Origin of the sequence: Hydrogenophaga sp. (assembly GCF_041913525.1) — a bacterium.
Lineage (GTDB): Bacteria > Pseudomonadota > Gammaproteobacteria > Burkholderiales > Burkholderiaceae_C > Hydrogenophaga.
The window spans coordinates 73,524-85,289 of record NZ_JAYSFD010000016.1; the positions used below are offsets into that span (position 1 = coordinate 73,524).

Annotated in this window: 12 protein-coding genes; 10 read left to right on the forward strand and 2 right to left on the reverse strand. The window is 63.6% G+C overall.

Features of this window, described 5'->3' with window-relative positions:
- A complete protein-coding gene (locus ACE3RQ_RS16640; RefSeq protein WP_374523186.1) occupies window positions 1-927 on the forward strand; it encodes an amidohydrolase family protein in 927 nt (308 codons plus the stop codon).
- Here the strand turns inward: ACE3RQ_RS16640 and ACE3RQ_RS16645 are convergent.
- Window positions 900-1,991 carry a magnesium transporter CorA family protein gene (locus ACE3RQ_RS16645; RefSeq protein ID WP_374523187.1) on the reverse strand — a complete coding sequence of 364 codons (1,092 nt, stop codon included), beginning with the start codon at window positions 1,989-1,991 and terminating at the stop codon, window positions 900-902. The genes ACE3RQ_RS16640 and ACE3RQ_RS16645 overlap by 28 nt on opposite strands.
- Before the next feature lie 5 nt (window positions 1,992-1,996).
- On the reverse strand, window positions 1,997-2,998 hold the full coding sequence (gene hemB, locus ACE3RQ_RS16650; protein ID WP_374523188.1) for a porphobilinogen synthase: 1,002 nt from the start codon (window positions 2,996-2,998) through the stop codon (window positions 1,997-1,999).
- Window positions 2,999-3,162: 164 nt separating this feature from the next.
- On the opposite strand from hemB, the gene ACE3RQ_RS16655 reads away from it, so the two are divergent.
- From ACE3RQ_RS16655 to fusA, 9 genes are all read left to right on the forward strand, one after another.
- Complete coding sequence (locus tag ACE3RQ_RS16655; protein WP_374523189.1) at window positions 3,163-4,290, forward strand: hypothetical protein; 1,128 nt, start codon at window positions 3,163-3,165, stop codon at window positions 4,288-4,290.
- 249 nt (window positions 4,291-4,539) lie between these two features.
- Window positions 4,540-4,968, forward strand: coding sequence for a CopD family protein (locus ACE3RQ_RS16660; RefSeq protein ID WP_374523190.1), 429 nt, complete (start codon window positions 4,540-4,542; stop codon window positions 4,966-4,968).
- Entirely contained in the window at window positions 4,890-6,086 is a 1,197-nt protein-coding gene (locus tag ACE3RQ_RS16665) for a VanZ family protein (RefSeq protein ID WP_374523191.1), read from the forward strand. Before ACE3RQ_RS16660 ends, ACE3RQ_RS16665 begins: the two co-directional genes overlap by 79 nt.
- A 9-nt stretch (window positions 6,087-6,095) precedes the next feature.
- Entirely contained in the window at window positions 6,096-6,431 is a 336-nt protein-coding gene (locus ACE3RQ_RS16670; protein ID WP_374523192.1) for a ferredoxin, read from the forward strand.
- Between the two features lie 10 nt (window positions 6,432-6,441).
- Complete coding sequence (locus ACE3RQ_RS16675) at window positions 6,442-7,065, forward strand: alpha/beta hydrolase (protein WP_374523193.1); 624 nt, start codon at window positions 6,442-6,444, stop codon at window positions 7,063-7,065.
- Window positions 7,066-7,189: 124 nt separating this feature from the next.
- On the forward strand, window positions 7,190-8,296 hold the full coding sequence (locus ACE3RQ_RS16680; RefSeq protein WP_374523199.1) for a D-alanyl-D-alanine carboxypeptidase family protein: 1,107 nt from the start codon (window positions 7,190-7,192) through the stop codon (window positions 8,294-8,296).
- Window positions 8,297-8,407: 111 nt separating this feature from the next.
- Complete coding sequence (gene rpsL / locus ACE3RQ_RS16685) at window positions 8,408-8,785, forward strand: 30S ribosomal protein S12 (RefSeq protein ID WP_009516237.1); 378 nt, start codon at window positions 8,408-8,410, stop codon at window positions 8,783-8,785.
- A 155-nt stretch (window positions 8,786-8,940) separates the two neighbouring features.
- A complete protein-coding gene (gene rpsG, locus ACE3RQ_RS16690) occupies window positions 8,941-9,411 on the forward strand; it encodes a 30S ribosomal protein S7 (protein ID WP_374523195.1) in 471 nt (156 codons plus the stop codon).
- A gap of 93 nt (window positions 9,412-9,504) precedes the next feature.
- Window positions 9,505-11,607, forward strand: coding sequence for an elongation factor G (gene fusA / locus ACE3RQ_RS16695; protein WP_374523196.1), 2,103 nt, complete (start codon window positions 9,505-9,507; stop codon window positions 11,605-11,607).
- Window positions 11,608-11,766: the final 159 nt, after the last annotated feature.

Sequence of the window (11,766 nt, forward strand, 5' to 3'; positions counted from 1 at the left end):
ATGGGTCGCGCCGGCCTGGTCGCGTGGGGCTTGTCGCTGCTGGCGGCCAGCGCCAGCGCGGCCGATTACGCGGGCCCCCTGTTTGACGCCCACCTGCACTACAACGACGAGGCCTGTGTGCACGCCACGCCCTCGTCGGCCTGCCCTTATCCGCTGGCCGATGTGCTGCAGCGCATGCAGGCCAGCGGCGTGCGCGCCGTGCTGGCCAATTCCCGGCCCAACGATGGCACGCGTGCACTGGCCCAGGCCCGCGACGCGGCCCAGGCGGCAGGCGTCACCGTGGTGCCGTTTGTGCGCCTGTACCGCGACCGCGCCGACTACCAGAACTGGTTCCGCGATCCGTCCATCTCCGCCCTGGTGGACGAAGAGCTTGCCCGTGGCACCGCCGTCGGCCCCTACCGGGGGCTGGGCGAATTTCACTTGTACGAGAACGGCAACGCCAACGGCCCGGTGGCCCGGCAACTGATGGCCCTGGCCGAGGCCAAGGGGCTCACGGTGCTGGCCCATGTGGACGACCCCGCCATCGACACCCTCATGGCCGCCACGCCCTCGCGCGGGCAGCGCTTGTCGCTCATCTGGGCGCACAGCGGCATCGGTGGCACGCCGGTGCGCCGCGTGGACGAACTGCTGGCCCGTTACCCCGGGCTCATGGGGGAGCTGTCTTACCGGCCTGGGCTGACCTGCGAAGGTGGCCAGCTTTGCCCCGAGTGGCGGGCCCTGCTGCTGAAGTACCCCGACCGTTTCCTGATCGGCTCGGACACCTGGGTCAACTCGCGCTGGGCGTCCTACGGCGAGTTGATGCGCGGCTACCGCGTCTGGCTCGGTGGCTTGCCTGCCGACGTGGCGCACCGCATCGCCTGGGGCAATGGTGCGCGCCTGTTCGGCTTGCCAGAGCCCGCTCAGCGCCCCGAGGTTCGCGCCAGGTAACGCTTGCGCCAGAACACCACGGCCAGGGCCAAGGCGATCAACGCCATCGAGCCCATGGCCCACCAGAAGCCGGATTGCTGGTGGATCAGGGGCACAAACTCGAAGTTCATGCCGAAGATGCCGGCGATCAGGTTCAGGGGCAGAAAAATGGCCGTCAGCGCCGTGAGCGTGCGCATGATGTCGTTGGTGCGGTGGCTCTGGGCCGAGAAGTGCATCTGCACCGCGGTCTCGGCGTTTTGTTCCAGGCGGCGCACGTGGTGCACCACGCGCTCGATGTGCTCCAGCACATCGCGGCTGCGCACCCGCAACAGCTCCAGTCCGCGCTGTCCGCCCGTCTCGTCGTCGGGTTCCCACAGCGCCAGCGCATCGATCCAGTCCACGATGGCGGTGCGTTGGTCTTCGCAAATCTCGTCTAGCTGGTGCAGCGACAGCCGCGCCTCCAGCAACGCGTTCCAGTTGCTGAAGCGCGAACGCGGCAGCAGCAGCTCGGTTTGCCAGTGGTCCAGTTGGCGCGTCAGTTCGCGCCGCAGCTCCAGGTAGCCGTCCACCACCTGGTTCACGACGCGCAGCATCAGATCGGCCGGCTGCGTGGGCAGGTGCACCCCGGCCGCACGCGATGAGGCGCTGGCACCGGACAGCAGGCGCTCGGCGTACTGGTTGAGCACGGCGCAGTCCCCTGGGTGCACGCTCAGCAACACCCGGTCAAACACCGCGAACCCCACCGGACTGGTGTCAATGCTGCGCAGCACCGGTGGCCCGCCGCGCTTGGCCACCGGCTTGGCGGGCGCCTCGCCGCGCTCGCTGGTGAGGCGACGAAACACCAGCAGGTCGTACTGCGAGGTGTAGTCGTAGTGCGAGGGCAGCTGGGTGTTCAGCAGGTCGCTCACGTGCAGCTCCAGCAGGCTGGCGCCGCACAGCGCTTGCAACATCGCCTGAATCTCGGTCAGGCGCTGCTCGAACTCGGCTCGGGTGCAGGCCACCCAAACATAGCCCTTGTCACCCAGTCGGTCGGGCAGCGTGTCGCTCTCGCTGAGCGCCGGCTGGCCGAAACGAAAGACCCGCATCGCCCTCAGGCGCGCAACAGGCGCGCCGCGTCGCGCGCGAAGTAGGTCAGGATGCCGTCGGCGCCCGCGCGCTTGAAGGCCAGCAGGCTTTCCATCATCACCGCGTCGTGGTCAAGCCAGCCGTTCTGGGCCGCGGCCTTGAGCATGGCGTACTCGCCGCTGACCTGGTAAGCAAAGGTGGGCACCGCGAACTCGTCTTTCACGCGCCGCACGATGTCCAGGTACGGCATGCCGGGCTTGACCATCACCATGTCCGCACCCTCGGCCAGGTCAAGCGCCACCTCGCGCAGCGCCTCATTGCTGTTGCCCGGGTCCATCTGATAAACCTTCTTGTCGGCTTTGCCCAGGTTGGCGGCCGAGCCCACGGCGTCGCGGAAGGGGCCGTAGAAGGCGCTGGCGTACTTCGCGCTGTAGGCCATGATTCGCGTGTGAATGTGGCCGCCGGCCTCCAGCGCCTGACGGATCGCGCCCACGCGGCCGTCCATCATGTCGCTGGGCGCGACCATGTCCACGCCAGCGGCGGCCTGGGTCAGGGCTTGCTGCACCAGGATCGCCACGGTGGGGTCGTTCAGGATGTAGTTGTTCTCATCCAGTACCCCGTCCTGGCCATGGCTGGTGTACGGGTCCAGTGCCACGTCGGTCATCACCCCCAGTTCGGGAAAACGCTCTTTCAGGCCGCGCACCACGCGCGGAATCAGGCCGTCCGGGTTGCTGGCTTCCCGGCCGTCTGGTGTTTTCAGCGATTGGTCGATCACCGGGAACAGGGCCATCACCGGAATGCCAAGCTTCACGCAGTCTTCGGCCACCGGCAGCAGCAAGTCCAGGCTCAGGCGTTCCACGCCGGGCATGGACACTACCGCCTCGCGCCGGTTTTGTCCGTCCAGCACGAACACCGGGTAGATCAGGTCTGACGGGTGCAGGCGATGCTCGCGAACCAGGTCGCGGGTGAAGCTGTCGCGGCGCAGGCGACGGGGACGATTGGAGGGGAAGGGGGCAGGGGTGTGCATCTCCGCATTGTGGCAAAAGTACCGGTTCTGGTCACAAACCCGCAGGGAGTGTGCCTAACTCCACGCCCTGAGGTGTTTCCGCTTATGCCCAAGTCTTCCGCTTGACGTCTAAGGTGTTAATTTCACGTTCCGGCGGTTTTGTCTGCTTTCATCCGGTCCGCATCATGTCCACCCTCAAGAAGTCTCACGGCGCACGCGCCCCCGTCAAAGCCCAGATTCAGCCGCGGGAGGGGCAGGAGTGGTCGCTGGACGGGCGTTGGGGTCATCTCGTGCTTGCGGTGGCCGATGAGATGGCGCATGCCGTCACCACCTTGCAAAACCAGGTGGATCAACTGCTGGCACGCGATCGGTTGGGCCCCATCGAACATCGTGCCATTTCGGTACCGCTTGAGCGCCTTCGACAGACCAGCCTGACTGCCCAACGCATTCAGCGCTTCCACGAAGGGCGTATTCGCCAGTCGCACGAAAAGGTGCCCATGGCCGATCTGGTCGAGGCGCTGCTCGATGAGCGTCGGCGCGACTTCGCTGCCCTGGCCATCGAATTGCGTCGCAAGTGCAAGCCAGTCGAGGTGTTGATCGACCCTACGGTGGCGTACGCTTTTGTCAACGCGGCGCTCGATTGGGTCATGCCGTTCGGGCAGCGTGTGGACGTTCGCCTAGACTTGAACACTTGGCCCCAACACGCTCGGTTGCAAGTACGTGCCTTCAACGAAGGCATGCCGCCCTCCAGCGGCGCACAGCCCGACAGCCTCAGCTGGATGTTGCTGCGCGAAATTGCGAAGGCATCGGGTGGCATCGAAATCGAGCGTGATGTGAACGACGAAGGGGTGGCCTTGACGGTGTTCTTCACGCGAACCGTCCAGTCCATCGACGGACTGTGCACCTACGACATGGGAGACGATCCCACCACTGTTTTCAAGTCGATGCAAGGGGTTTACGTCCTGACGGTGTCGCCTTCCCTGCAATTGCGCGCGGAGGTTCGCGACGCCTTGCGTGAGCTGGGCATCTCCTCCGACAGCGTGACCGACTTCCTCCAGGCCCGTGCGGCGCTGCTGCACCGCACCCCCAATCTCATCATCCTGGATGCCGAGTTGCGGGGCGATGACTTCGACGATTTCCAGCGCGCGGTGCTTCGCGATTTCCTCGAAATGCCGTTCGTCGAGATCTCACCCGACAGCCGTTCCTTCGACATGTCGGGCTTCGACGAGATGTCCATGGCCAAGGTGGGGCGCACCAATATCCGCGAATCGCTGGGCACGGCGGTGATGTTCGAGCTGGCCAAGGTGATGTGAAGAGCCGCCACCGCCCGCGCGCCCAATTGGGCGGCCAATCGGTGATTTTTCGCATGGACATTTCGCCATCATGCGGTAATATTCGCGCTGGGTTCCGCGAGGATCCCCCCGCTTTTCCTCCCTGAGCGGGTGCCTTAGTGTGTGACAGCAAAAAGGCTTCCCAACCCGGCCCATGGCCGGGTTTTTTTTGGCCAATCCGTTCGCGGTAAGGGCCTGTGCCCCGAGTCTTTCGCGCACTACACTGCCGAGATGCTTTGGGTCAAATCTTTCCACATCGTGTTCGTCGCCAGCTGGTTCGCTGGTCTCTTCTACCTGCCGCGCATCTTTGTCAACCTGGCCATGGTGCCGCCCGAGAGCGTGGCCGAGCGCGAGAGGTTGCTGCAGATGGCTCGCAAGCTCATGCGCTTCACCACCATTCTGATGGTGCCTGCCGTTGTGCTGGGACTTTGGCTGTGGCTGGGCTATGGCATCGGCAAGGGGCCTGGCAATGGCTGGATGCACGCCAAGCTGCTCATCGTGGCACTGGTGCTGGGGTACCACCATGGCTGCGGCGTGTTGCTCAAGCGATTCACCGCCGGTGCCAACCGACGGGGGCATGTGTGGTTTCGTTGGTTCAACGAAATCCCGGTCGTTTTGTTGCTGATCGCCGTTGTGCTGGTGGTGGTCAAACCCTTCTGACGGAATTGACCAAGACCCGATCTTCTGCCTGGCCGTTGGCACTGCTTCTGGGCGCGGTCGTCCTCTACGCCAGCTTGTATCCCTTCGTGGGTTGGCGGGACCAGGGCGTCGAGCCTTGGGCCTTCTTGCTGGCACCTCTGCCTCAGTACTGGACGGGGTTTGACGTTGCCTCCAATCTGCTGGGCTACGTCCCCCTGGGATTTCTGCTCGCGGTAGCCCTGGTGCGATCGGGCCATTCGCTTCGGGTCGGCTGGCTGGGCGGGGCATTGATGGGTGTTGGCCTGTCGCTGAGCGTGGAGACGCTGCAGAACTACCTGCCCATGCGGGTGCCCTCGAACGTCGATTTCCTGCTCAACAGCGCGGGGGCCTTGATCGGCGCCTCCTGCATGGTGCTGGCGTGGCGGCTGGGCTTGCTGCGGCGATGGGCGGCGTTCAGGGCGCGGTGGCTTGAGCCCTCCGCCCACGGTGGGCTGGTGTTGCTGGCGCTCTGGCCCTTGGCGCTTCTGTACCCTGCGCCGGTGCCCTTTGGCCTGGGCCACATTTGGGAGCGCCTGGAAGGCGGGCTGGTCGAATTCCTGATGGACACACCTTTCGTGGAGTGGTTGCCCCTGAGGCTGGAGGCCCCTTCGCCCCTCAGTCCGCTGGCGGAGGCCTTCTGCATCTCGCTGAGTCTCTTGTCGCCAGTGTTGCTTGCCTTCTCGGACATGCGTTTTCTTTTGCGCAGGGCTGTGTTTTTGCCGCTGTTCTTTCTGGGGGCGTTCGGCGTGGCGGGCTTGTCGGCATCGCTCACCTACGGCCCGGCTCACGCCTGGGCCTGGATGAGTCCGCAGGTGGTGTTGGGCATGGGGATCGGTCTGCTGGCTGGCCTGGTGGCGCTGCCCATGCCAAGGCGGCTCTGCCTGGTGCTGATGCTCATGTCGCTGGCGACATCGCTCAGCCTGCTGAATGGGTCCCCGGACAGTCCTTATTTCGAGCAATCGCTGGAGGTCTGGGAGCAGGGGCGTTTTATTCGCTTTCACGGGGTGTCGCAGTGGCTTGGCTGGCTCTGGCCCTTTGCGGCCATGGCCTACGGTTTGCGAGCCGTCGTGCGGCAGTGGCCGGCGGCATCGGCCCACTAGAATCGCGACATGTCCGAACCCTCTTACTACCAGCGGCACATCTTTTTCTGCTTGAACCGCCGCGACAACGGCGAGGCGTGCTGCGCCGACCACAAGGCGCAAGAAGCCTTCGACCGGTGCAAGTCACAGGCGAAAGCCCTGGGGCTTCTGGGGCCTGGAAAGGTGCGCGTGAACAAGGCTGGGTGCCTGGATCGATGCGCTGGCGGGCCGATCGCCGTGGTCTACCCTGAGGCAGTCTGGTACACCTACGTTGACCAAAACGACATCGACGAGATCGTGCAGTCACACCTGCGGGACGGCGTGGTGGTCGAGCGCCTGGTGACGCCGCCTGAGGTGGGCCGTTGAGCAGTCGATCGTGAACGCGCAGACCGAGTGGAAGACCCAGTCAGGCCCTGCCGGCTTGCTGGAAGTGGCCATTGACCGCCCGGAAGGGTTGGCGGTCGGCACGGCCGTCATCGCCCACCCCCATCCGTTGCATGGCGGCACGCTCACCAACAAGGTGGTTCAGACGCTGGCCCGCGCTGCTGTTCTGGCGGGTTACACCGCGGTGCGGTTCAACTTCCGCGGTGTGGGGCAGAGTGAAGGCATTCACGACAACGGTCGAGGCGAGCTGGACGACCTGCTGTCGGTGGTCGAGGCGCAGGCGCCCAGCGGGCCCTTGTGTCTCGCGGGCTTCTCCTTCGGCGCTTTTGTGACCAGCCATGCGGTGGATCGTCTCCAGGGCAGTCGCGACATTCGCCACGTGGTGCTTGTGGGGACAGCGGCGAGTCGGTTTCAAGTCGCAACGATTCCGCCGGAACTTCACGTGCGCACGTTGGTCGTGCATGGTGAGCAGGACGACACCGTGCCCCTGTCCAGCGTGATGGACTGGGCTCGGCCGCAGGTCCTGCCGGTGCTGGTGGTGCCCTCAGGTGGCCATTTCTTTCATGGCCAGTTGCCCATGCTCCGCGATCGGGTGCTGCACCACCTTCAGGCCTAAGGCGCTGCTGGCGCTTTTTCTTTCTTCTCTCACAAGGATTCCCGTGTTGTTGTTCCGACGTTTCCGTGCGTGGATCGGCGCTCTTGCCGTTGTCAGTCTGGCCCATGGCGCCGCGCTGGCCCAGATGCCTCAGCCCCCAGAGGTGGCCGCCAAGGCTTACCTCTTGCTGGATGTCACCACCGGTCAAGTGCTGGCATCGAAGAACCCCGATCAGCCGGTCGAACCCGCGTCGCTCACCAAGCTCATGACCGCGTACCTGGTGTTCGATGCGCTCAAGGCGGGCAAGATCTCGCTCACCCAAACCTTTGGCGTGAGTGAGCGCGCCTGGAAGATGCCGGGCTCGCGCATGTTCATCGACCCGAAGATGCAGGTGCCGGTGGAAGACCTCATCAAGGGCATGATCGTGCAGTCCGGCAACGACGCCACCGTGGCCCTCGCCGAGGGCGTGGGCGGGTCGTTGGAGCGCTTTGTGCAGCTCATGAACCAGCAGGCCAAGGCCCTGGGCATGGCCAACACCTCGTACAAGAACCCCGAAGGCCTGACCGAAGCGGGGCACACCACGACCGCACGCGACCTCGCCACCTTGGCCACGCGCCTGATGAACGACTTCCCGCAGTACGTTCCTTATTACTCCATCCAGCGCTACCGCTACCCCGGCACCCCGGCGGCGAATGACACCAACCGCAACCTGCTGCTGTTTCGCGATCCCACGGTGGACGGCTTGAAAACCGGTCACACCGATGCCGCTGGCTACTGCCTGGTGGCCACTGCCAAGCGGCCGGTTCAAGGCCTGGGTGATGGCCCGGCTGGTCAGCGTCGTCTGCTCAGCGTGCTCCTGGGTGCCACGAGCGAAAACGCTCGCGCCGCTGAGAGCCAAAAGCTGCTGAACTGGGGTTACACCGCGTTCGACACGGTGCGCCTGCTGGCGCCAGGACAGGCGGCCGCTGAACCGCGCATCTGGAAAGGCAAGTCCAACACCGTGAAGCTGGGTCGTCCCGAAGGTGTGGTGGTGTCGGTTCCCGCAGGCGAGGGCGCGCGCCTGAAGTCTGAGGTGGTCCGCCCCGATCCTCTGGTGGCTCCTCTGCAGCGAGGCCAGTCCGTTGGTACTTTGCGCGTGACGATGGGCGCTGGCGGTGTGGTGGCCGAAGTGCCCTTGGCGGTGCTCGAGACGGTCGAAGAAAGTGGCGTCTTTGGTCGAGCCTGGGATGCCATTCGCCTCTGGATTCAGTAAGCCCGTGACCTCCGCTTGGAGGTTTGGGTGCCCCCGTGCTACAGTAGAGAGCTTTTCGGAAATTTCCGAGGAGCACTCTTTTCCGATTTCTTAAACGTTTAGGGACGTTTCATGCCAACCATTAACCAACTCGTGCGCCACGGCCGGGAGGTCGAGAAGACCAAATCCAAGAGCCCGGCCATGGAAAACTCGCCGCAGCGCCGCGGTGTGTGCACCCGTGTGTACACCACGACGCCCAAGAAGCCGAACTCCGCTCTGCGTAAGGTCGCCAAGGTGCGCCTGACCAACGGCTTCGAAGTCATTTCGTACATCGGCGGTGAAGGCCACAACCTCCAGGAACACAGCGTTGTGCTGGTTCGCGGTGGTCGTGTGAAGGACCTTCCCGGTGTGCGTTACCACATCGTTCGCGGTTCGCTGGACCTGCAAGGCGTGAAAGACCGCAAGCAGGCGCGCTCCAAGTACGGTGCCAAGCGCCCCAAGAAGGCCTAATTGCAGGTTTTCTGATTCGGTGCCGCCCGGTTTTGACGAGCCGGACCGGCGTAGTGACCCAACTGTTGGGTCGAGTAAGTGCAGGTTCATGATGAGTCTGCGCGGTGTCTGGAAAACAGGACGTCCAGGCATCAACTGAAGCAAGAGGTGATCAAATGCCCCGTCGTCGCGAAGTCCCTAAACGTGAAATCCTGCCGGATCCCAAGTTCGGCAATGTCGAGCTTTCCAAGTTCATGAACGTGATCATGGAAGGCGGCAAGAAGGCTGTGGCCGAGCGCATCATTTATGGTGCCCTTGAGCAGATCGAGAAGAAGACCGGCAAGGACCCGCTGGAAATCTTCTCCACCGCCATCAACAACGTGAAGCCCATGGTGGAAGTCAAGTCCCGCCGCGTGGGTGGTGCGAACTACCAGGTGCCCGTGGAAGTGCGCCCTGTTCGCCGTCTGGCGCTGTCGATGCGCTGGATCAAGGAAGCCGCGCGCAAGCGCAGCGAAAAGTCCATGGCCCTGCGCCTGGCCAACGAGCTGGTGGAAGCCACCGAAGGTCGTGGCGGTGCCATGAAGCGTCGCGATGAAGTGCATCGCATGGCCGAAGCCAACAAGGCCTTCAGCCACTTCCGCTTCTAAGCCGCTCCCGTACCCGGCTCAAGCCCATCCGCAAGGCCCGCAACACTCTCAAAAAGGGTGGCGGGCTTTGCCCGTATCTCTGGAGAATTTTTCATGGCACGTACCACGCCCCTGGAGCGTTACCGCAACATCGGTATCTCCGCTCACATCGACGCCGGCAAGACCACCACCACCGAGCGCATTCTGTTTTACACCGGTGTGAACCACAAGATTGGTGAAGTGCACGACGGTGCCGCCACCATGGACTGGATGGAGCAAGAGCAAGAGCGCGGCATCACCATCACGTCTGCCGCCACCACCTGCTTCTGGAAGGGCATGGACCTGTCCTACCCCGAGCACCGCTTCAACATCATTGACACCCCTGGGCACGTGGACTTCACCATTGAAGTGGAGCGTTCCATGCGCGTGCTGGACGGTGCCTGCATGGTGTACTGCGCCGTGGGTGGCGTGCAGCCCCAGTCGGAAACCGTCTGGCGCCAAGCCAACAAGTACAAGGTGCCCCGCCTGGCCTTCGTGAACAAGATGGACCGTACCGGCGCCAACTTCTTCAAGGTCTACGACCAGATGCGTCTGCGTCTGAAGGCCAACCCGGTGCCCGTCGTGATCCCCATTGGCGCCGAAGACAACTTCAAGGGCGTGGTGGACCTGATCAAGATGAAGGCCATCATCTGGGACGAGGCTTCCCAGGGCATGAAGTTTGAATACCACGACATCCCGGCCGAACTGAAGGCCGCTGCCGAAGAGTGGCGCAGCAAGATGGTGGAAGCCGCCGCTGAAGCCAACGAAGAGCTGATGAACAAGTACCTCGAAGAGGGCGACCTCTCCGAGGCAGAGATCAAGGCTGGCATTCGCGCCCGCACCCTGGCCACCGAAATCCAGCCCATGCTGTGCGGTACCGCCTTCAAGAACAAGGGCGTGCAGCGCATGCTGGACGCCGTGATCGACTTCCTGCCCTCGCCTGTGGACATCCCGCCTGTGGCAGGGACTGATGAGGCCGAGCAAGAAACCAGCCGCAAGGCCGACGATGAAGAGAAGCTGTCGGCCCTGGCCTTCAAGCTGATGACCGACCCGTTCGTGGGCCAGCTCACCTTCGTTCGCGTGTACTCGGGCGTGCTCAAGAAGGGCGACACCGTCTTCAACCCGGTCAAGGGCAAGAAAGAGCGCATCGGTCGTATCGTGCAGATGCACGCCAACAACCGCCAGGAGGTGGAAGAAATCCGCGCTGGTGACATCGCTGCTTGCGTGGGCCTGAAGGACGTGACCACGGGTGAGACCCTGTGCGATCCGTCCGCCGTGATCACCCTGGAAAAGATGGTGTTCCCTGAGCCCGTGATTGCGCAGGCTGTCGAACCGAAGTCCAAGGCTGACCAGGAAAAGATGGGCATCGCCCTGTCGCGCCTGGCCGCTGAAGACCCGTCCTTCCGCGTCAAGACCGACGAAGAATCTGGCCAGACCATCATCGCCGGTATGGGCGAGCTGCACCTGGAAATCATCGTTGACCGCATGAAGCGCGAGTTCAACGTGGAAGCCAACGTTGGCAAGCCTCAGGTGGCCTACCGCGAAACCATTCGCGGTACCGTCGACGAAGCCGAAGGCAAGTTCGTGCGTCAGTCCGGTGGTAAGGGCCAGTACGGCCACGTTGTGTTCAAGATCGAACCCAACGAAGCCGGCAAGGGCTTCGAGTTCATCGACGCCATCAAGGGCGGTGTGGTGCCTCGCGAATACATCCCGGCGGTGGAGAAGGGCGTGATCGAAGCCCTGAACACTGGCGTGCTGGCCGGTTACCCGGTGGTCGACGTCAAGGTCACCCTGCACTTCGGTTCGTACCACGATGTGGACTCGTCCGAACAGGCCTTCAAGATGGCTGCCATCTTCGGCTTCAAGGAAGGTTGCCGCAAGGCCCAGCCCGTCATCCTGGAGCCCATGATGGCCGTGGAAGTCGAGACCCCTGAAGACTACGCCGGCACCGTGATGGGTGACCTGTCCAGCCGCCGCGGCATGGTGCAGGGCATGGACGACATGGTGGGTGGCGGCAAGGCCATCAAGGCCGAGGTGCCGCTGTCCGAAATGTTCGGCTACGCCACCACGCTGCGCTCGATGACCCAAGGTCGTGCCACCTACACCATGGAATTCAAGCACTACAGCGAAGCGCCGCGCAACGTGTCCGAGGCCATCATCTCGGCTCGCGCCAAGTAATTTCAGTCGGTCTGCGACGTCACGCCGCCCTGTGCCCGTGCGGGGCGATTCAGCAGTGGCGTGCAGACCTTAAACCCGACACGGGCCTTGTTCTTTTTAGGATGTGAAAAATGGCAAAAGAGAAATTTGAGCGGACCAAGCCGCACGTGAACGTGGGCA